General features: G+C 48.1%; 25 protein-coding genes and 1 CRISPR repeat array (1 of these 26 running past the window's edge). Of the genes, 21 read left to right on the top strand and 4 right to left on the bottom strand.

Features of this window, described 5'->3' with window-relative positions; all coding sequences use genetic code 11:
* Positions 1-4,095: a CRISPR direct-repeat array (repeat unit 37 nt; unit sequence ATTCGAATAACCAAAATCCTCGTGAGGGGATTAAAAC) (it extends 1,843 nt beyond the left edge of the window).
* Between the two features lie 604 nt (positions 4,096-4,699).
* Genes ACFMKP_RS16330 through ACFMKP_RS16315 form a run of 4 tightly spaced genes read left to right on the top strand, consistent with a single transcriptional unit; the run spans position 4,700 to position 7,467 of the window.
* The gene (locus tag ACFMKP_RS16330; RefSeq protein WP_382293181.1) at positions 4,700-5,200 is read left to right on the top strand and encodes an AAA family ATPase; all 501 of its coding nucleotides are present in this window, start codon (positions 4,700-4,702) and stop codon (positions 5,198-5,200) included.
* 21 nt (positions 5,201-5,221) lie between these two features.
* Positions 5,222-5,662, top strand: a complete 441-nt coding sequence (locus ACFMKP_RS16325; RefSeq protein WP_382293179.1) for a VOC family protein — start codon at positions 5,222-5,224, stop codon at positions 5,660-5,662.
* A gap of 31 nt (positions 5,663-5,693) precedes the next feature.
* Positions 5,694-6,416 (top strand): hypothetical protein, encoded by a 723-nt coding sequence (locus tag ACFMKP_RS16320; RefSeq protein ID WP_382293178.1) that lies wholly within the window; start codon positions 5,694-5,696, stop codon positions 6,414-6,416.
* A gap of 43 nt (positions 6,417-6,459) precedes the next feature.
* Entirely contained in the window at positions 6,460-7,467 is a 1,008-nt protein-coding gene (locus ACFMKP_RS16315; RefSeq protein ID WP_382293176.1) for an alpha/beta hydrolase family protein, read from the top strand.
* Between the two features lie 60 nt (positions 7,468-7,527).
* On the opposite strand, the gene ACFMKP_RS16310 is transcribed toward ACFMKP_RS16315, so the two are convergent.
* The 3 genes from ACFMKP_RS16310 to ACFMKP_RS16300 are packed head-to-tail and all read right to left on the bottom strand — an operon-like array spanning position 7,528 to position 9,086.
* On the bottom strand, positions 7,528-8,040 hold the full coding sequence (locus ACFMKP_RS16310) for a hypothetical protein (protein ID WP_382293174.1): 513 nt from the start codon (positions 8,038-8,040) through the stop codon (positions 7,528-7,530).
* A gap of 13 nt (positions 8,041-8,053) precedes the next feature.
* Positions 8,054-8,584: a hypothetical protein gene (locus tag ACFMKP_RS16305; protein ID WP_382293172.1), complete on the bottom strand. Its 531-nt coding sequence runs from the start codon at positions 8,582-8,584 to the stop codon at positions 8,054-8,056.
* Positions 8,585-8,600: 16 nt separating this feature from the next.
* Positions 8,601-9,086: a hypothetical protein gene (locus ACFMKP_RS16300; RefSeq protein WP_382293170.1), complete on the bottom strand. Its 486-nt coding sequence runs from the start codon at positions 9,084-9,086 to the stop codon at positions 8,601-8,603.
* A 127-nt stretch (positions 9,087-9,213) separates the two neighbouring features.
* On the opposite strand from ACFMKP_RS16300, the gene ACFMKP_RS16295 reads away from it, so the two are divergent.
* The 15 genes from ACFMKP_RS16295 (at position 9,214) to ACFMKP_RS16225 (ending at position 18,315) form a co-directional block, all read left to right on the top strand.
* Complete coding sequence (locus ACFMKP_RS16295; RefSeq protein ID WP_382293168.1) at positions 9,214-9,909, top strand: hypothetical protein; 696 nt, start codon at positions 9,214-9,216, stop codon at positions 9,907-9,909.
* A 212-nt stretch (positions 9,910-10,121) separates the two neighbouring features.
* Positions 10,122-10,361: a hypothetical protein gene (locus tag ACFMKP_RS16290; protein ID WP_382293166.1), complete on the top strand. Its 240-nt coding sequence runs from the start codon at positions 10,122-10,124 to the stop codon at positions 10,359-10,361.
* Positions 10,362-10,741: 380 nt separating this feature from the next.
* Positions 10,742-11,365, top strand: coding sequence for a TetR/AcrR family transcriptional regulator (locus tag ACFMKP_RS16285; protein ID WP_382293164.1), 624 nt, complete (start codon positions 10,742-10,744; stop codon positions 11,363-11,365).
* A gap of 62 nt (positions 11,366-11,427) precedes the next feature.
* A complete protein-coding gene (locus tag ACFMKP_RS16280; RefSeq protein ID WP_382293162.1) occupies positions 11,428-11,847 on the top strand; it encodes a hypothetical protein in 420 nt (139 codons plus the stop codon).
* A 110-nt stretch (positions 11,848-11,957) separates the two neighbouring features.
* On the top strand, positions 11,958-12,305 hold the full coding sequence (locus ACFMKP_RS16275) for a hypothetical protein (RefSeq protein ID WP_382293160.1): 348 nt from the start codon (positions 11,958-11,960) through the stop codon (positions 12,303-12,305).
* A 634-nt stretch (positions 12,306-12,939) separates the two neighbouring features.
* Positions 12,940-13,158, top strand: coding sequence for a hypothetical protein (locus ACFMKP_RS16270; RefSeq protein ID WP_382293158.1), 219 nt, complete (start codon positions 12,940-12,942; stop codon positions 13,156-13,158).
* Entirely contained in the window at positions 13,155-13,907 is a 753-nt protein-coding gene (locus ACFMKP_RS16265; protein WP_382293156.1) for a hypothetical protein, read from the top strand. Before ACFMKP_RS16270 ends, ACFMKP_RS16265 begins: the two co-directional genes overlap by 4 nt.
* Positions 13,908-13,980: 73 nt before the next feature.
* Entirely contained in the window at positions 13,981-14,124 is a 144-nt protein-coding gene (locus ACFMKP_RS16260; RefSeq protein WP_382293154.1) for a hypothetical protein, read from the top strand.
* Positions 14,125-14,126: 2 nt separating this feature from the next.
* Complete coding sequence (locus ACFMKP_RS16255) at positions 14,127-14,726, top strand: hypothetical protein (RefSeq protein ID WP_382293152.1); 600 nt, start codon at positions 14,127-14,129, stop codon at positions 14,724-14,726.
* The gene (locus tag ACFMKP_RS16250) at positions 14,727-14,993 is read left to right on the top strand and encodes a hypothetical protein (RefSeq protein ID WP_382293150.1); all 267 of its coding nucleotides are present in this window, start codon (positions 14,727-14,729) and stop codon (positions 14,991-14,993) included.
* A 242-nt stretch (positions 14,994-15,235) separates the two neighbouring features.
* Positions 15,236-16,174, top strand: coding sequence for a replication-relaxation family protein (locus ACFMKP_RS16245; RefSeq protein WP_382293148.1), 939 nt, complete (start codon positions 15,236-15,238; stop codon positions 16,172-16,174).
* A gap of 99 nt (positions 16,175-16,273) precedes the next feature.
* Complete coding sequence (locus tag ACFMKP_RS16240) at positions 16,274-16,717, top strand: hypothetical protein (RefSeq protein WP_382293146.1); 444 nt, start codon at positions 16,274-16,276, stop codon at positions 16,715-16,717.
* 150 nt (positions 16,718-16,867) lie between these two features.
* The gene (locus ACFMKP_RS16235) at positions 16,868-17,377 is read left to right on the top strand and encodes a DNA cytosine methyltransferase (RefSeq protein WP_382293145.1); all 510 of its coding nucleotides are present in this window, start codon (positions 16,868-16,870) and stop codon (positions 17,375-17,377) included.
* Positions 17,378-17,393: 16 nt separating this feature from the next.
* Positions 17,394-17,927, top strand: a complete 534-nt coding sequence (locus ACFMKP_RS16230) for a hypothetical protein (protein WP_382293143.1) — start codon at positions 17,394-17,396, stop codon at positions 17,925-17,927.
* Between the two features lie 55 nt (positions 17,928-17,982).
* Positions 17,983-18,315: a hypothetical protein gene (locus ACFMKP_RS16225; protein ID WP_382293141.1), complete on the top strand. Its 333-nt coding sequence runs from the start codon at positions 17,983-17,985 to the stop codon at positions 18,313-18,315.
* 126 nt (positions 18,316-18,441) lie between these two features.
* Here the strand turns inward: ACFMKP_RS16225 and ACFMKP_RS16220 are convergent, their stop codons facing one another.
* A complete protein-coding gene (locus ACFMKP_RS16220) occupies positions 18,442-18,957 on the bottom strand; it encodes a hypothetical protein (protein ID WP_382293139.1) in 516 nt (171 codons plus the stop codon).
* Positions 18,958-19,322: 365 nt separating this feature from the next.
* On the opposite strand from ACFMKP_RS16220, the gene ACFMKP_RS16215 reads away from it, so the two are divergent.
* A complete protein-coding gene (locus ACFMKP_RS16215; protein WP_382293137.1) occupies positions 19,323-19,619 on the top strand; it encodes a hypothetical protein in 297 nt (98 codons plus the stop codon).
* A gap of 637 nt (positions 19,620-20,256) precedes the next feature.
* Complete coding sequence (locus ACFMKP_RS16210; protein WP_382293135.1) at positions 20,257-20,685, top strand: PleD family two-component system response regulator; 429 nt, start codon at positions 20,257-20,259, stop codon at positions 20,683-20,685.
* Positions 20,686-21,100 lie beyond the last annotated feature (415 nt).

Genomic DNA, 21,100 nt, shown 5'->3' with positions numbered 1-21,100 from the left:
AAACGTACAAACAATTGCACATTGCCATTGTTGTCAATGTCAATTCGAATAACCAAAATCCTCGTGAGGGGATTAAAACTTACGGTGCGTCGTGCGGAGGTCAGCCGAGCCGAGATATTCGAATAACCAAAATCCTCGTGAGGGGATTAAAACAGGTTTTATCAAGGAGGACTATCATGGCTTTTGTGTTGAATTCGAATAACCAAAATCCTCGTGAGGGGATTAAAACGGGCTTGGTGGGGGACTTACCCAAATTCAACAAGCGATATTCGAATAACCAAAATCCTCGTGAGGGGATTAAAACTGAGAGTGATTCGAACACTCATCTTTGAAGTTAAATTCGAATAACCAAAATCCTCGTGAGGGGATTAAAACTCACGACCCGAATGATGCCTGTTACGGGGTCTGTGACCTCGAAGATTCGAATAACCAAAATCCTCGTGAGGGGATTAAAACTTATTGTGAAGGAATATCTCCAATTCTAGTCCTTCCAATTTATTCGAATAACCAAAATCCTCGTGAGGGGATTAAAACATATGGAGCGTTATCTGATCTAGCGGTGCTACGTATGCATTCGAATAACCAAAATCCTCGTGAGGGGATTAAAACTGTCGGTACACGGCCAGCCCTTCTTTTGGCGAATGGTAAAATTCGAATAACCAAAATCCTCGTGAGGGGATTAAAACATAGCCCATCTGGATTAGCCCGTTTAGCCGCCGAACATTCGAATAACCAAAATCCTCGTGAGGGGATTAAAACTGAGATGCCCGCTGTGTGGTTTTGTCCCGATACTGGTATTCGAATAACCAAAATCCTCGTGAGGGGATTAAAACGATACCAACCAGCAACTGTTGGTTGGCGCAGCCGAAGTCCAAAATTCGAATAACCAAAATCCTCGTGAGGGGATTAAAACAATGTAGTCTGATAACAAACGGTGCATCAGGCGTGCAATTCGAATAACCAAAATCCTCGTGAGGGGATTAAAACCCTTAGATGCTGTGGCAGCGCACGGTACAGTAGGCATTCGAATAACCAAAATCCTCGTGAGGGGATTAAAACCGTGCTAGTGGTATTACTCGCTACCAAGCATGGTTTGATGAATTCGAATAACCAAAATCCTCGTGAGGGGATTAAAACCTAGTCACGTCACAACCAATCTCTTGGTTGCTTATTCGAATAACCAAAATCCTCGTGAGGGGATTAAAACCTAGACAAACAATTGTTGGCTTGCCCGTTGTGGCAAGCATTCGAATAACCAAAATCCTCGTGAGGGGATTAAAACTATGATTGAATATCTCGCAATCGAAAAAGGTTGCAACGAGATTCGAATAACCAAAATCCTCGTGAGGGGATTAAAACTCAGCACGGCTGCAAGTTTGGGATGGAGTTCGATCCGATTCGAATAACCAAAATCCTCGTGAGGGGATTAAAACGATAATCGTTAATGCCTAGAGGATACCGTAGTGATTACATTCGAATAACCAAAATCCTCGTGAGGGGATTAAAACGCATTCAGCCAATCTGTTAGTTCTGACTTCTTACCAACAGATTCGAATAACCAAAATCCTCGTGAGGGGATTAAAACACTGTTTATACGACTTGAGAAATGTTCTCAAGCCATCATTCGAATAACCAAAATCCTCGTGAGGGGATTAAAACTTTAATGGAGTGGTGATTGGTCGTTGCAAATACTCATATTATTCGAATAACCAAAATCCTCGTGAGGGGATTAAAACGCACCTTAATTATGATATTGGCCGACCATTATCTGATGATTCGAATAACCAAAATCCTCGTGAGGGGATTAAAACACTATCGGACATTAGGATTAGTAAAGTAGAGGTATCATAATTCGAATAACCAAAATCCTCGTGAGGGGATTAAAACGATTTTTAGCTCTGGATAGAACATCGTATATAGCTTCATATTCGAATAACCAAAATCCTCGTGAGGGGATTAAAACCTTGCTGGCCAGCGTCTTTAGGTCGTGTGCGCCCTTCAATTCGAATAACCAAAATCCTCGTGAGGGGATTAAAACGCGTGGTGAGCAGGTGATGGGCTGCTCAGGCCATCGGAATTCGAATAACCAAAATCCTCGTGAGGGGATTAAAACGTATCCTATTTGTTAATCTGCAACAATTGAATATCACCAATTCGAATAACCAAAATCCTCGTGAGGGGATTAAAACTGTGTATGATTTGTATTATCACTTTCTCAGTACAGCAAAGATTCGAATAACCAAAATCCTCGTGAGGGGATTAAAACGAATTAACCAGCGCCGCTCGGCATGCTCATCAACGATGTATTCGAATAACCAAAATCCTCGTGAGGGGATTAAAACTTCAATCTTGATCGATAACTGGCGGGTGTCGGATGAGGACAATTCGAATAACCAAAATCCTCGTGAGGGGATTAAAACAATTCGTTCGTGGCCCATAGTGGCCCGCTTCTCACCTTCATTCGAATAACCAAAATCCTCGTGAGGGGATTAAAACTTATTATCCTTGTAATAGCGTTCGCACAATTCATAATTCGAATAACCAAAATCCTCGTGAGGGGATTAAAACGCAGATCGCCTTTCTGGTAGTTGCCCCAACCAGCGGCCATTCGAATAACCAAAATCCTCGTGAGGGGATTAAAACGTTCTGCTTCGCAGCAGGCGCAAAACACCAAGTCTTCGGTGTTTATTCGAATAACCAAAATCCTCGTGAGGGGATTAAAACATTATGGAGATGCAAGCAGAAGAAGATCGCTTAAAGCAAGAAATTCGAATAACCAAAATCCTCGTGAGGGGATTAAAACCCGATCCTGTATATTCAAGCAGCACCCAACCCTCAGGATTCGAATAACCAAAATCCTCGTGAGGGGATTAAAACCCTTGCGACGAGATATGAGTCATCATCGTCGTCTGTACTTATTCGAATAACCAAAATCCTCGTGAGGGGATTAAAACGCTGCGGCCTCTGGCAGCCCGTCTGCACAGGCTTTGATTGCATTCGAAGAACCCACATCCTCGTGAGGGGATTAAAACACTCATGCACTGAGTCGGGCAAGGCCAAAAAGACACGATTCGAAGAACCCAAATCCTCGTGAGGGGATTAAAACACTTTTGATTCAACATAGGCAACCTTGCCCATACTGTCGATTCGAAGAACCCAAATCCTCGTGAGGGGATTAAAAACCATACTTGTCTACATAGCGTTGACCAATTTTGCTAACTATTCGAAGAACTCACATCCTCGTGAGGGGATTAAAACTTCTCTGCGTTGCATGGTTGATCTGCCTGTGAAGTTCATTCGAAGAACCCAAATCCTCGTGAGGGGATTAAAACTGACCATAGTAGATATAATGGTTCGCCCATTTACCCCTGTATTCGAATAACCCACATCCTCGTCAGAGGATTAAAACGCATCGAGCCACATCTCGCCATCGCAGCGGTCAATGACATGCGAAGAACCCACTGAGGGGATTAAAACGTTACGTTAACCCCTCGACTTCGTAGGTTTCCCAACCACTGTGGATTCGAAGAACCCAAATCCTCGTGAGGGGATTAAAACAAGCCATCGCCGTCGGCAACCAAAGGAGCTTGCAAGTACGCAAAATTCGGAGAACCCACATCCTCGTCAGGGGATTAAAACAACAGCACCTTCCTCATTATGCCCTTGTTTTCACGATTCCAAGAACCCACATCCTCATCAGGGGATTAAAACTCTTGATAGCCCGTGAAGATGATCGCATTGCGCTTGTCTTGATTCGAAGAACCCAAATCCTCGTGAGGGGATTAAAACCTAGCGAATTGTGGCAATTCATCAGCCGTAACGTCAGTTGATTCGAAGAACCCACATCCTCGTGAGGGGATTAAAACCGAATGGCGTACCCTTCGCCGTATGGCCGCTCAATCGTAGCATTCGAAGAACCCAAATCCTCGTGAGGGGATTAAAACCCATACAGGCAGATGGGTTTGGTTGCATCAGTCATCGCATTCGAAGAACCCACATCCTCGTCAGGGGATTAAAACGTGCGCGCAATAGACCGATCAAGCGTTGAAACAATGTTCATTCGAAGAACTCACATCCTCGTGAGGGGATTAGAAACAGCCAAAACGAAACCCGCCAGCCCACGAATTAATCGTGAGCCAGCGGGTTATACGCTGAATGTGGCCTAGCTCGGCATTGATCTGCACGCTGGAACTAGGCCAATGAGCAGGATATGCTCATGAATTGTAGCACGAATGTTGAGATAATGTCTAGTTATCAGGCACGCAGATGCCAACAAAGGCGATAAATGTGCTAAACAAAATCACAAACAGGCCAACGTCAATATGACAAGCAACACTAGTGTATGGAGCTAGCGCTTGTGAGCGAGAGCTTCGTTGGTGCGAGGGAATGGCAAAGCCTGCGAGAAATCGCAGACTTTTTTGCTTTTGAGGCTAGTTATGCTTCGAGCAGCTGTTTCTGCAGCATCGGATCGCTCAATGCAGCTAAAAGGCTTTGCTGGCAGGAGTTTGGGATAACGCTAAGAAATTAATCAAGATCTCATACTTAATTGCCCTATTTGCTGGTATAGTTAGTTCAAACCTTCTCCTCTCTCTTCTCTCCCACAAGCGACCCCTAGCGGGTCGTTTGTGGTTTTAGGCCCACTACGATTGACAGCATCGCTATGATGAGCAGATAGCATAGGTCGTGATAGGAACCAAGCATGGGCATCAAAAATTACCTCATCGATGGCGTTTCCTGCGCTGGTAAAACAACGGTCTGCACCGAGCTGCAACGCCGTGGCTACCATGCCATCCATGGCGATCGCGAGTTGGCCTATTCCGGCGATTTACAAACTGGCAAGCCTGTGGATGCAAGCAGTGACGAGCTTGGGGCGTGGATTTGGGATGTTGCCAAGGTTCGCGCTTTGTTCGCCGATCATACGCATCAAGTTAGTTTCTTCTGTGGTGGCTCGCGCAATTCTGCCCGTTTCGTCGATTTGTTCGATGCAGTGTTTGTGCTTGTGGTCGATTTGGCGACGCTCAATCAGCGGCTTGCTACTCGACCAGCGACTGAATGGGGTGGAACAGCCGAAGCAGGCGAAGCTTTTGCCCGCTTTCAACATGCAACCAAGGCGGGTTTTGCACCGAATGCAATCCAGATTGATGCGACCGCCCCGCTTGCTCAGGTTGTCGATACAATTCTTGCCCAGATCAATGCATAAGCTTAAGCGGAAGGATTATCTATGGCGCTGCAACGGATGGATAATGTGCTGATCGTGGTGAACGATCTGGCTGCTGCAAAGGCGTTCTTTCTTGAACTTGGCATGGAATTAGAGGGCGAGATGCCATTGGCTGGGCCGTGGGTTGATCAAGTCGTTGGGCTTGAGAATGTGGAATGCGAGATTGCAATGTTGCGCACTCCCGATGGCCATGGGCGAGTCGAATTAAGCCAATTTCATAACCCAGCGGCAGTAAACGTAACCCCAACCAATGCCCCTTCGAACGCGCTGGGGATTCGGCGAATTATGTTTGCGGTTGATGATCTTGATGCCGTTCTGACGCGCTTGCGTCCGCATTGCGCTGAAATTGTCGGTGAAATTGCCCAATATGAGGATTTTTATCGGCTGTGTTTTATTCGCGGCCCCGAAGGCATTTTGTTGGGGCTTGCACAGCAGCTCAAGTAATGGCGCTTGTCAATGACGTGGAAATGAATGTATGCTGCAATCAGCTGCCATGACTATCATTATTGAGCAACTGTATTCCTGTTTCAGTGGCTACACGATTCCTGCGCATCCGACTGGCTGCCCATGTTGTGTTGCTGATAGTGATTATCAGCGCCTGCGTTCGAAACCGATTCGCCAATTAACCAGCAACGATCTTTGGCGCTATAGCCTTAAGGCGCTGAATACTTGGGGCGATGCTGATCAATTTCGGGCAATTTTGCCGCGCTTTTTGGAATTGTGCGCTGATCGCTCAGTATTCATCGATCGCGATATGATCTTTGGAAAACTGCGGCTCGCTGATTGGCAAACTTGGCCTGCATCAGAACAACAGCTTATTCTGACCTATCTTTGGACGCTCTGGCAAGCAGCGCTGGCTGATCCAGATTATGCAATTGATGAAATGCTGAGCGCAATTGCTCAAACCGAGCTTGATCTTCAACCATTGCTCATAAGCTGGGATGCACAGTTAGATACAATGATCGGATTACACCACTATGCAGATTTTCTTGATCTGCATATGGCCAAAATTCTTGGTCAAAACCGCTTACACGGCCATAGCTGGAACAATCGTGGCCAGGCAACAGCCTTGGTGATTAGCTGGGTGCTTGATCCTATGCGTCGTGAGCGAATGACCGCTGCATTTGCCAATAGCCAGTACGATCCAGAAAGTCGCTTGCTTGCGCAGATTCTGGAATGGTTTGATTTAGCTCCCTAAACCGAGCATGGCTGCTCGCATTCGATTTAAAGAAAGGATGGATATGCTGTATAACGTTGGTTGGCGGACATTGGCCTATCGCGATCAAACGCGCGTCGATTGGCGGCTTGGTGGTGAACGTCCGTTGTTGACCAATATTTGGTATCCATGTGATCCACTTGCGCCGCGAATTTCCATGCTGATTGGCCCTCCCGACAATCCGCTGTTTAATGCTGGCGAAGCAGCCCCAGATGCGGCGCTGGTTGAAGGTCAGTTTCCGCTTATTCTCATCTCGCACGGAACTGGTGGGATTGCCATGCAACTTAGTTGGCTGGCTAGGGCGTTGGCTGCTCAAGGCTATATCGTTGCTGGGGTTAATCATCATGGCAACACGGGCATCGAACCATACTTGGTTGAAGGCTTTACCCGAGTTTGGGACCGCCCACGTGATTTGAGTGCAGTGCTTGACCGATTGCTCGCTGACCCGAGCTTTGGGCCATCCATTGATCAAACACGAATCGGGGCGGCGGGATTTTCACTTGGTGGCTATAGCGTATTGGCACTGGCTGGCGCGCGGCTGGATTTGAGCACGCTGTTGGCGGCTTACACCGATTCTGGGCGGCCACTGCACTTGCTTGCACCGCCTGAGTTTCCCGATCCAGCTAGCTTGATCACGCAGCTTGAAGCCTATGCCGCCGCCAGTGAACATCGCGAATCGTATCGTGATGCACGGGTGCGAGCTGTTCTTGCTTTGGCTCCAGCGCTTGGTGAGGGATTTAGCGCCGCTGGCTTGGACGAGGTAGCGATTCCGGTGCTGATTATGGCTGGTGCAGCCGATATAAACACCCCGCCTGCGGCGAATGCTCAGCGCTATGCCGCATATATCAAGGGTGCAGATTTGCGAATCTTTGAGGGAGCTGTGGGCCACTATGTGTTCTTGGCTGAATGTACTGAAGCAGGCTGTCAGCTGATTCCTGAGCTGTGCGTTGACCAAGCAGGCGTTGACCGCAAAGCAATTCAGCAGCAAGCAAGTGAAGCTGCATTGCAATTTTTTGCGCGCCAACTTGGGTAAATTAGGTAACTGGAAAGCATGGTGCTGGGAACTATTAAACGACGCTTGATCCTCAAACGATCACGTGATCAATGGTTCATCGGGATGGCTGTGGTTCGGTTGCGGCGGTGCTGCGGTGGGTGGCTCAAGCATGATAATCCAGCTGGTTAGTAGGATACAGGCTGCGCCGCCAATCATCAACCATGCAGCTTGTTGCTGCATCAAAAGTGTCGGTATTGCCCTGATTTCTGCCCGCTGGCGTGATCGGCTGGATTCATTATTGCGAAGTGAGGATCTTGCTCCGCTCCATGATAAAAGCCCACACAACATCAGTAGCGCTGCACACATCCAAACCAAATCCCATGCAAAGCGCATGCTTTTGACAAGGCGGGCGATGCTACTCACTACGATAAGCACAAGCAAGATGCCAATCCCTAGGCTCGCTAGATAGGGTTGTGATTCAGAACTATACGATGAAGGCGATTGTTGCAAGGGCTGGCGTAAGCTATTCAGCCCTGCTGCGATCAATCCTACCCCTACAAACCATGGAATCCATGCCCAGCGTTGGTAGCCATTAATAAGCCTTGTAAGCATAGCCTGCTCCTGCTTAATGAGCTGTTGAATGATTTTGATTGGATAGCATTGGGCGAGTTGGCCAGCGATATTTGAGATAACAACAGCCAAGGATACATAATGATCCTAGGCTGACTAGCATTGCCCAACCAAGATGGGTAAATACGAAGCTTGGCTCTACGACCCCACGCGAAGTTGCTGCCGAGCCAAATGCGAGCTGGTTGCCATTATGATCGACGCTGCTGAGCTGTATTGCAAGTTGGGCTAGCATCATTGTTCCAAAGATAAAGCTCCATGTTGCAATGAAGCCAATGACAAACAGCAATGGGCGCAGAAATTCACTGTTGGCAGCCAAACGCCAACCAAGCAGCGCAAAAACGCTGAGCGGCGGAATAATGCAGAAATACAGTCCGGCGGCTGTATCAAAAATGTGATAGAGGAAGGCCTCTTCAGCAACGCTCTGATAGCCTTTCATGAGCTGCTTGAGTGCAATAAACATGAGGATAATGCTTGTACCATAGATTCCGGTAATCCATGAACGAAGCCAACGCAATGTGGAGATCATGGCTCTTCCTCCAAGATTAATCATCAAACGAGCGTGATGCGCGCGGCATGAGGTTATCCCATGAATCTATAAGCGATGTAGATCTGGTAGGGTTGGATGGGGTCGCTGGCAGCCAGATTTTGAGGATGCAACATAGCAGAATAATGCCAGCCCCGCCGATCAGCCCAATGCTCCAGCCTTGATAGACATGTATAACCCAAGAACTAACCAAGCCACGGTTGGTTAATCCAAAACCTGGAGCTACAACGTGCTCCGCTGCTGGGATAAAACTCAAAAGTTGGCGTAACCGAATCAGCATTGAGCCACCCATTCCGCCAATCAATAGACTAACAACGCTCAGCAAGAGCCAAAACGGCGAGGTTCGGTTTGTTGGGCGATGCAGCCATGCGCCAGCACTCAACATGAAAAAGATGGGCATGATTTTAATAGTAGACCTAACAGGATTGCTGATATGATGCAGAATTGCTTCTTGGACGCGGGTATCAGCCCCTCCAAACAACATGAATAAGCATCCGATAATGAGCAAGGTTGCGAAACTATAGAGCAAGCTAACGCTTCTGTGCAGCCAGCGGACAAATCGGATCATAGGGAGTACCTCCGTGGTTGCAGCTAGTGTAAGCAGAATTGGGATGAAAACAAATGATAGGAAGCTGATGTCGCAGTGGTTTGCATCAGTAACCTTGGCTTTTTCGTTAGCGTATTGCTGGTGGTGTTGCTTACAGAATGAGAGAATGTCTATGTCCGTTGGTCGATTTATGTACCAATTCAGGGTTCCCGAATATTGGCGACGCTTGGCTGCTGTGATTGCTGCAACGGTTTATGCTTTCGGATCATTGCTGGGTCTTGATAATGCTTCTGATTCTATGCTGCGCTGGGGATTAGTCATCATGCTCTTAACCTTTGCAAGTAGAATGGCGATTGATACACTTTCGTATCTTGAGATTACGAATCACGGCTTGATTATGCGCCGAGGCTGGCAATATTTCAACATTCGCTGGGAGCAGATTGAATCGATTGGAATGGGCCGTTATACCAGGCGCAATCTACCCTACATTGTGTTGCGTGAGCCGATTCGTGGCTTGCCACGGATAAAAATCCCTGAGCTGACTGCTGAACAACAACAGCGTACATTGACGCTCGAAGGCTGGGCTAAACCTGAAATTATTACAAAAGCCCTGCATGCAGGCCTGAACCAGCGCGGCCAGTGCTGGCATGTGATTCCTGATTTTGAGTTGAGTCATCGTTATTTTCTCTATTATCAGCGGCTCTATCTTTGGATCGTGGCTGGGGAGGTTGGCGTGTTTGCCTATTTTAGTTTGGGCTAAAAAATGGCGCATGCTTCAATCAAGCCTTGGCTAAGCTCGCGTAGTGCTATTCCACGCCACATGCGAAGCTAGCCAAGCCTTTCATTAATGCTTACCTCAAAAGTCATGGTTGCTTGTGGCCTGTGTGCATTGACCCAACAATGACCTCTTGGTGAGTGACGAGACTCTGTTCTACTTCTAGAATAGTGATTCTTATTTGCTGAGGAGCTACTATGACTCGCGTACTCCATCGTCGCAAACTTCGTGCCCAAATTACGCGTCTGCAGGCCCACATCCGTCGTGACGAGTTGGCAATTGCCCAAATCAAACGTCATGCTCCCGACAATCAGCTTTTTCAACATACCAGCCGCGAGGCATTAATCGCCGTGATCGCTGCGCGTCAAGAACGCCAGCAAGCACGCCTAGAGCAGCTCGAAGCCCAGCTCAGCGCTTTTGATGCTGAGCAAAAGTAAGCAGCCTGCCTCTTTTGGGGCAGCATTCCAGCTGATTGCTGCTATGGCTACGCCGGCGTATGCTTTCAGAATTTTGGAGTCATCGCTATTTTATCGATTATCAGCACCTTTACCGTTGGCGCTTGGCTGGGGAAGTTTGCATGTTTACCTATTGATTGCTGAGGTAAATCGATATTTCATCTGCACTCAATAGGTAAACTGCGGTTGCAGATTGAGCAGTAATCTCTTTGCTCCTACTAGGGACCCCCAGCGGGTCGTTTGTCGTTTTAGGTGGTTTTTTTATGATCCCAATCGCATTTGTTGCGGGTAGAAAAAGTACGCAACAACGTGTCTTATTTAGCGCTATTGACTTAATAGACTGATCGATCTATAATTAGATTATGCAATCTAATAAACCTCGTGGCCGACCGCCACGCACGTTCACCGAAGAAGCCCGTCGAACGCAATTAATCGACTGTGCTATCCAATCACTGGCCGACCTTGGCTACGTAAAAACATCACTGGCGCAGATTGCGGCTAGAGCTGAGATTAGCACGAGTGTTGTTTCGTATTACTTTGCTGGGAAAGATGACCTGCTTCAAACCGTTTTGGCGGCCATCTATGCGCATGCGGCCACTTTTATGGAAGCACACATTCTGCCGACCGAATCGGCGACCACGCTGTTACACGCTTACCTTGCGGCCAACTTGGCCTATGGCCGTGATCATCCGACCCATGTCAAGGCTGCCGCCGAAATCTTGACTCATTGGCAAACCGAGCCTGATAAACTGACGAGTGCCCCTAGCACCGACGCAAGCCTATTTGCACCGATTGAGGCTATTCTGACGTGGGGACAGGAACAAGGCGAATTTCGGGCGTTTGATCCACACCCCATGGCTGTTACGATTCGCGCCGCGATTGACCAAGCCTTTGCAGCCTGGTTGCGTGATCCAGCGCTTGATAAAGACCAATACAGCGCAGAACTTATCACCTTATTTGATTATGCCACTCGGCGTTTGGTATAACTGATTGAAGGGCACGGATTAATTCTTCAATGATGGAGTAGAGCACCATAAGGAGCTATCCCATGACACGACCAACCACTGTTCGCTGGCTGATGATGAGTCTCGGTATTTTGTTGGCTGCACGTGGCATTGGTGGGCTTTTAGCAGTTGATAGCACAGCGCTATGGGCAAATCTGCTTGGGATTGGCGGATTTACTGAGGCGGAGATGCGATTCGGCTGGCTGGGCTATGCCATGCGGATTCTGTATCTGATTGAAAGCCGATTGTGGATCATTCTTGCCTTTCCGCTGATCTTCCGGCTGCCGTGGGGCCGCGATATAGTGCTTGTGGTTGCCATAGCTAGTATGCTTGTGCAAGGGTGTCGCTTACTCTTAGGGTCGGGGTTGAGCGCAGGTATCTGGCTGGCGATCTTTGCTGGCATGATCGCATTATTTGCGACAGCACCGCAGATCAAATCCTACCTTGCTGCTGGAAAGGCATAATCAAGGGCTGGGTATGGGCTTAGGAACTTTTGTTGGGGTGAGATCGTTAACGCTACGCCAATAATTGAGAAACTTTGAAGTTTTGTGGTGAGAATATGAAGGAGGAATGGATGCGACGTTGGCTCTGGCTTTTTGTCATGATCTTTCTAACGGGCTGTGGTGGCTCTATTGCGCCCACAGCTTTGCCGACCAGCATATCAACGGATGAACCGACATTGTTTACGCCGCGATCGGCCAAACTCTACACTGGTGGCGAAGCAACGATCGATGCCCATAGAGATGCGCAGAAAGGGACGAATCTTGGTACGCTTAAACGCCAAGATTTTTATCTCGTCACGGAGTCATCCGCCGGGATCGAGCAATTCTATCGTGACCACTACCCAAGCTATCTCATCGATAACCAGCCTGTCGAACCTAAGGGTGCGACATTAACCCTGTTTATCAAAAAGTTGGTGTGAATGGCGGGTATCTTATTCATATTCGCTATTTTGATCTTGCCACGATAGGCCGTAATGATGGCCTGCTTGTGGTGACGCTCGTAAAGCAACCGCTCATGATCCGCTAGCGCTCCTAGCCGATGTGCAGGTATTGCGAAAAAGCACACTTGGGGAATTCCTGAGTGTGCTTTGTTTTTAAGCATTTGCTAGCCACAGATCGAGTTATTTAAGGCTTCGATCGTGACTATTAGCACGCCAATTAGCAAATTAACTGCGATTTTGGCCAGAAATATATCCTAAATAGGCGCATGCACGTCGGTGGTTTATGATCCGAGCATTCATATTCAGCGGGTGAATTTCTAGCCTCTGCACACGAAGGCCCATATTCAAACGAGCAATCAAAACAACCACAGCACATTGATAGTGCCAAATACTAGCATTCCTAACGTATTTCATACATGCGTTTAATTTGAAAAACACCGCCATTGCTGACGATGTTTTTCAAACACTTATTCTGTTTCAACCAGAATGTGTACATGGAGCGGGAGACGAGCCTGTCAACGGCGTAATTCATCATACGATTTTCTGTGAACGCTAGCATATTCGGCGAACAACACCGCCCATTGCGGTGGTGTTGTTTGGTTTAGGAGTACCGATGGAGCACGTGAAGAAGCAGGGTCGTTGGTATTGCAACACCTGTAGTCATATCGCAACGACGCTCAACGAATACAAAGCCCATAAAGCAACTCACCCGATAACGGGTGAATGCCATGACCCAACTGCCCAGCCCATGAGTTTGATTGAATTGCCAATCGTGAGCGTCTGGCAACATGCCACACGCTTGACCGTGGTCAAGCAGAAGGGAGCAGCGTGAGTTATCAGATTGATAAGATCGCCGTGCAAATGTCACGCAAGCCTGCCGAGCTGGTAGAACTTGAAGCAATTGATCGACAACAACAACGCTTTTTCTGGTTGTCGCTCGGCACCATCGTTGTCAGCTTCGCGCATATGGTCGGTGCTCTGGCCTTGTTCAGCGATGGCTCCGTCATTGGCAAGATTGTCGCAGGCCTGATGACACTCTTGGTTGACGGTGCGACATGGGTCATTACCGGCTACTACGATTACGCTAAGCGGCGACAACTCAAGCGCGGCAAATTAGTTGCGCTCCTACTCGGTGTCGCACTGGTCATCTCGTTTGGGCTGAACTTGATTTACCTTGTCACCCACATGCCGTCAACCATTCCCACATGGATTGGATGGTGCATTGCGATTGCGTTCGCGCTCTTCATTCCGCTCTGTATCGCTGTCGCTTCGGCGGAGCGTGGCCAGCTCGAAGATGACAAAATAGGCCTGCAAATCACGCCCCAAACTGTCAACGTTGACAGTCAACCAGCTCACGAATCGGTTGACACGCCCTTGTTGATTGAGCACGACCCCGATCAATCACAGACGCTTGAGCCGTCAACCACATTTGATAAGCGCGCCGCTGAATGGTCAACCATGAATGCTCAAGGCCTGAGCTACCAACAGATCAGTGACCTGCTCGGTGGTGAGCCAAGCCGTCAACACATCGGGCGACACGTCAAGCGCTACCGCGAAACAGTGTCAACCAGTCTTGGTTGACACCGACCAACTTGAAGTTGACAGCGAACCACGTTCTTGGTTGACGGGGTTCGTTCATTTTTAGGAGCAATGTATGCCAAAGCATTATGTAATCTTCGCTGTTATCGCTGGCGCTCTTTTGGGTTATGGTCTCTACCAGTATGTGCCAGCTCCGATCAAGCTGATGATTATCGCAGCCTGTATTGTTCATTTCGCATGGAAGCGGAGCAAAGCATAACTATGACAACGCGAACGCCTTTAGGGCCACTGGAATATCGTCGCCGCGTGCGAGTTGCGCGTGGCTTGCCACAGAACGCGACCGTGAAAACACGCTGGCAGTTTGTGAGCCGCAGCCGTTTGATTGCGGAGGCAAGCATGCTTTTGATTTGGATCGTGTTATGGATTGCCAATGGCTTGGCAACAGCGAGCGCAGTTGTGCTCGGCGGCCTTTGGCTGAAATACCACGGCATTTGGGTACAAGCTGGAATACTGGACTGGTTCTTTATTGGCTGTCTTGGCCATGTTGTGATCTCGTTTGTGGGCCAACATTTGTGGCGTGGAGTAAAGGTGCCAAGCGAGTTACGCTGGTATGAACAAATAGCTTACTTTTTCGTGCACGTCGATCGCATGCGGTTGACCTGTGCGGTCATCGTTGGCTCACTCGATGCGACCGCAACCGGCTGGTACATCCATGAATTCTTGCATGCGGTATTTGGTGCTCATTGGTGGTTTGCGATTATGAGCGGATTGCTGGCCGCGCTGGTGGCATTGAGCGCCGAGCCAATGATTCGCCAGTTTGTGCGTGGGGTGCGCGATGTGCTGAAAGGGAACGGTGCATAAATGCAAGGACTCATCATTGTCACCACGCTGATCGCACTTATTGCGTCAGTAGTGGTGATCAATAGTCGCCATAAACCGCTCATTATTCCCAAGCGCCACAAGCCAGCGATCAAACGCCAGCCGATCAATATTCGCATGATGAAGCGTCGATATTTGAAACGAACCCAGCGTATCCACCAGCAGTATCAACAAGAATATATGAGACTGTTTATGCTCTTGCTCTACCACCAGTATCGCTGTGAACAAGTAGCCGTCTCCCACAATTAAATGGGGCAAAACCGCGCTTCATCACCCGAGGCGCGGTTTTCGTATGTGAGCGCTGTCATTTGGTATCGGTGGGGTAGACGCATTCAAATCGTGTTCATTCCGTGTTCTTTCTGCATTGCTACCACTCACAAACCGTCAGAAATAAAATATCGCACTAGAATCGTCTAAATTGGCCATTTGGTCATGCCAACATTCTTTAATAGGCTGCACAGCCACCATTTTTATAGTGAGGAGGGTATTCTATGGCTCATTCCACGACGATTGGGCTCAATCCGATCGAGATGCAGGTCTTACTCTTGATTGCTCGCATTGGACGCTTACTCTCGCGCCACCTCGGCACGGCATGGGGCCATCCGTTTACGGTGACGATTCAGACGGTTAATCGCACCTTGGCCAAGCTCGTCGATGCCAAGCTGCTGACCTATTGTGAGCACTTTCAATCGCATGGCTATGATCCGCGTGGGGCGCTGAGTTGGACGCGCCATGGCCGTTTATATAGCCTCACGCCCTTGGGTTGGGAGATCGTCAAACAGGCCTTTCCAATACTGGAGGAGGGAATCGAGCGCTTAGCTCCAACGATGTTCAATCCCCAACATCAAGCTGAGCACCAGATTGAATATGCCGAGGTCATCACCAGTTTGATTCAATCGCTGTCGTATGTGCCTGGCATTGTCGGGATGAGCAGTTATATTGAGATGGATTTAGGTCCAACTGCGCGGCCTCGTGCCGATGGCATCGTTGTGGTGCGCCGCTGGGCTGATGCGACACTGCCCGATTGTGAGCGCTCATCGTTGTATCCATGGCTCGGTGTTGGCCAACAGCCAGGGCAGATTGATCAACTCTATGCAATTGAGATTGATCGGGGCACCGAAGAACTAAGCATCATTACGGGTAAGGCACAATCGTATCGTGAATTATATCGATCGCGGTATTGGGAAGGGCGCTATAGCTGGCCATTGATTGCCTTTACCGTACCAACCGAACGTCGCAAACGGGCGGTGCTTGATGCGTGGGAAATGGGCTGGCCCGGCAGTCAACTCCTCATTGCCACCATCGACGATGTTCGTGCATCGGGGGTACTTGCGCCGATCTGGACAACCCAGTATACCAAAGAAGCACAACGAATCCAGCAACCACATCGCTTTTTACGAGCGACGTGGTTTGAGCAGATCATCGCATAAGGAATGGAGTAACTGAAGCTACCAGCCATCCTATCCACCAATACAGCATGCTGCTATACTTTTAATTGCGAATAGTCTGAATAGGAGCGAAGAGCATCGATGGAACTCCATCACTATCGAAATACCAAAAACCGCACGATTATTGAAGAATTAACATTGTTAGTAAGCACGTCTGAACCTGATGATCCCTATCGAGCCGTCTATATCATGTATCTTGATCTGCTTGCCGATCTCGTGGCCATCCCCTATCCAACGCCATTACTTGTTGGAAAAAGCATGACGACTTTAACGTTTCGTCGCGAAGCATACCCCGATCACGCCCCAGTTTGTATTACTGGGTGGCAAGGGTGGTATACGATTGATGTATACGCTGAGCCAGCAACTGCGCCATGGCCTGATGCACAAATTATGTATAAAACGCGTGATCGTGCGGAAACCATTCGGTATCTATTTTGGGGAATTGAGGCTAATCCGACGTTTCAGTATCCATACGATCAAGAGCACTATACGCGTTGGAAATCGCTCCAAACTACCGAGGAATAACGAACACGCTTAATATCTACAACGATATGGGTTACTGATGGGGCATAACCTATCATAGTTCTTCATAAGAGTCTGAATACAATGTCCTATAACTAAATAAGCACCAACCGCGCTTCACTCAGAGGCACGGTTTTGTTTTTAGGAGCATCGATGCTGCGTTTTATTAGTTTTTTTGCTGGCATCGGCGGCTTTGACCGTGCCCTCGAAGCGATGGGTATGTACTGCGTCGCCCAAGTGGAGATTGACCCCTATGCAACCTGTGTCCTTGAAACCCACTGGCCTGACGTGCCACGCTATCGCGATATCAGGCGCGTTGGCCGTCACAACCTTCCGCCGTGTGAGGTTCTTGCGGGTGGTTTCCCCTGCCAGCCCCATAGCCTTGCCGGAAGTCGGCTCGCCGGAGCTGATGAGCGGGATCTTTGGGGAGAGTTCGCTCGACTCATTCGCGAAATTCGACCACGCTATGTGCTTGCGGAAAACGTCCCCGGGCTTCGTAGCTCCGCTGGCGGACGATTTTTTACCACTGTTCTACGAGACTTGGCCCAAGCAGGGTATGATGCGGAATGGCAAAGTCTATCCGCTTCCGCCGTTGGAGCATACCACAAGCGCGAACGCCTCTGGATTGTGGCCTACCCCAACCGCAAGCACGGATGGAGCTAACCATCAATCGACCTCTGTGACTGAGCGAGAGCATGGAATTAATCTCGCAGGAGCCGTTGCGAAGGGCGACCAACCAATGTTTCCTACGCCCACCGTGAACGGTAACTACAATCGCCGTGGCGTGAGCGCAACCAGTGGTGATGGGCTTGCAACTATCGTCAATCAATTTCCGACTCCAACTGCCCAAGATGCCAAGAATGCCACATTGCCACCATCACAAACCGATCGTGATTCTATTCCTGGGCATTTATTGCGCGCGGGAATCGTGGGCCAGCTGAATCCAGACTGGGTTGATGTATTGATGGGTTTCCCGCGTGGTTGGTCTGCTGGAGTTCAAACGTATGTCTCGATCGAGACTATCCAGCAGCAATGGCGTGATGGAATATGGGAAGATGACATTCCACGGGTATCTACTAAGATTTCCAACCGAGCCAAACGGCTTCGCTGCCTAGGCAATGCAATTGTGCCACAATGTGCGGTAGTGATTGCGGCGTATGTAGTGGAGCATTATTTGCGGAATTTGACAACCGAAAGTATGTGTATGGTATAATGGCATTCATAAACCACAGAGCAGACCGACTGCCCTACACCCACAGAGAGACTATATGAATAGTTATCTCATCAGTCCGCCCGAACCCCACCGTATTGACCGCAATTTGCTTGGTATCAACAAAGACAGTTTAACAGAAGGGATGTTTGAAACATTCCTTGAAGACCTATGGATTGGTCGCCAACCAATTACATTCTGCGTTCATCATGTAGAGCATGATGGGCATTTTTCTGTTGTCTCCTATGACATGATCGCTCATAAGCGTCCTGATTTGGTTGGTGTGTATTTTCGTTATATGAAAGAATTGCATCTTCCGCTGATCGAAATTGATGGCATCATTCAACAATACGCAGAATGCAGGTGTTCGGAATCTCATGATCTAGACTAGTTAGAAAGAGCAGCCCTAGCCGATTGTCGCTAGGGCTGCTCTTTTGTTAATCTACTTTATTGTTAGTAATATGTAGGGGGTTGCTCGTCAAACTCCCATAACCCAGTGAGTAAAGGCGATATCTAACTACTTTGGATTCAATGTCCAATTTTCAGATGCACTTAGCGTTAATGGGCTTTTTGTCAATGTATTACTAGCTGTACAGTATAATCCTATAGTTTTATTTCCATTTTTCAGATCATAAAAATACTTTACAACTTCATTTATATCCCAGCCAGATGTGCTAAGATTAAGCAAAACATCATTTGCATTTTGCATAAGCATATCTTGACTATCACTACTTCTTCTATATAAATACTTCTCATAAGGATGGCGTATAGTACTATTTTCCAGATATGTTATATCGCAATCTTTTTCTATAGATAACTTAAATATACCAAAACCTAAATTATATACTGTTGGTGAAATAGAATTCATTGATTGAAGTTCAAATTGGTAATTGATGCTTAGAGTTTCAGCAAATTTGTAGTTTGGACGCTGCAATTTTTCTTTAAAGAAAAACCCTTTCGTTTCCGTAATAACTTCATCGTCAAAATGACATATACATCCATACACAAACTTCAATTGTACTGGTAACGCCATAGCTCCTCCTATACCAAACTAAGAATAACTTCAACAGAACATACATTAATTTTTGCATTGTATCATGGTTGTCAACTATTGTTAGGCATTTAAAATAACCCACCAACTGTCGCCGTGCCTCATAGTCTGCCAGACTCGGCCCCGCGCTTCGGGTGATACGCGCAGCTCACCGCTGGCAGCATCGTAGCTGGTTGATGCAATAATGAAAGCCCGTAATGGCTATTAATGGTATGTTGGAATTTCAAAGAGAATGACCGTTATTGTGGTGCTATGATTATAAAAATAGTGTCGATAAACAAGCATTAACCTTTCGACAATGATTGTTGTTAGTATGTTGTCGAAAGGATGGCAATTTAGGAGGGTTTATGGAAAATACGGTTATTCAGCTTTCAAAATTGGAGAGTATGATTTTTTCGCTAGATGGTTTTACGCAAAACCTTGCGGGTCTGCATCCTAAAAATATGATCCAGCACTTGTTTTCTATACTGGGAAACCCCGTTGAAACACTGATTTCTGTTAATGAAACGTGGATCATTGAGGATTTAGGGAAGAAATATGGATCGTATAAGATTCTCGCGTGGCATAATAGTCATTCTTTTACGCCAATTGGAAATCAGTTTCTGATCAGTGTTTTGACAACCGTCACGATTGATACGGAATAGTGCTATAATTAGAACAAACCTTCTCCTCTCTCTTCTCTCCCACAAGCGACCCTCATCGGGTCGTTTGTGGTTTTAGCCATGTCACCGTGGTGCGCGTTGACTGATCGTGCTGGTATGATCGTTGCTGATGGTCTGTCATGGTAATCATTTATAACCAATTTGGGTATGCATGTGCCCGTGGGTGTGCCGATGGGACAATTTTGGATATGACGAATGCTGTCCTTGGATTCGTCGATAGCACGGGAGCCGTGCTCGTCGATGGGTATGTCATTGGTTGTGTTCGCGATCAAGGATACCTGTTTCAGCTCCTTACGATGCTTGGCTATGTGAACGCGCGGGGCGGTGTCTTCGATTCCCATGGATGCCGTCGCGGATTTATTGCAGGCGCAAATCCACAGCGTTTCTGTGCGGTAGGGGCGGCCTATCGTGTTTTGATTTGGCCGTATCGGTAAACCGAAATAGTGCTATACTTAATGCAAACCTTCTCCTCTCTCTTCTCTCCCACAAGCGGCTCCACCATGCGAGCCGTTTGTGGTTTTAGCTACGTGACCGTGGTGCGCATTGACTGATCGTGTTAGTATGATCGTTGCTGATGATCGGCTGACTAAACCTATATTTAACTGATTGTGATGGATCTATGGCTACGATTCTTGTTGTTGATGATGAACCAACCGTCCGCCAGGTCATCGGTGAAATCCTCACGGACGAGGGCTATCGCGTTGTGCTCGTCGCGAATGGTCGGGAAGGCCTCGCAGCCCTCACGACGATAGTGATGGATCTGGTGCTCTGCGACCTGATGATGCCCGTAATGGATGGTGTTGCCTTTGTGACGGCGCTCCGAGGGCAGGAGCGCACGCGGGACATGCCCGTGATTCTCATGAGCGCAGTGCCAGAACTCAATAGTCTAGCACAAACGAGTTATACTGCGTTCCTTGAAAAGCCCTTTTCGATCACGTCCTTACTTGAGACTGTCGACGATGTTTTCACGGACACGACGCGCCCTTCGGATGCGCCCTTCACGTTGTTAGGCAATGATCTGCCTGATGCTCCAACGCCTGCCGCATAGCCGGAGGTGTTCCGTTGGCGCTCCAAAGGGGCAAACGATAACCGTCGTTTTTATGTATTCCCTATCGTACAAACTCCTGAAATTGAGACGCTAAAAACACGATCGCCCTGATTGTGCCTGTGTCAACAATCAGAGCGATCGTGAATCACCCCACTTCTGTACCATCAAGCGTAGCAGATTAAATGCCACGATTAATCCGAAACCACAATGCCCTGATCGAACGGTGTAGCCAATCGATCAGGGCATTGTGCGCATTTTCTGCATCTGACAGCTCTTCACACTATCCTGCCAGATACCATCATAGCACGCTCGGCGCATACAAAAGCCGCCGACTGGTATTGTCATACTGTCGGCGGCATGCGCGTTACGAGGTCGCACGCGGATGCTGAAGCAGATTAAATGCCACAGCCTTGGC

Origin of the sequence: Herpetosiphon sp. NSE202 (genome assembly GCF_042688385.1) — a bacterium.
Taxonomy (GTDB): domain Bacteria; phylum Chloroflexota; class Chloroflexia; order Chloroflexales; family Herpetosiphonaceae; genus Herpetosiphon.
This window is presented reverse-complemented; position numbering and strand designations above follow the sequence as displayed.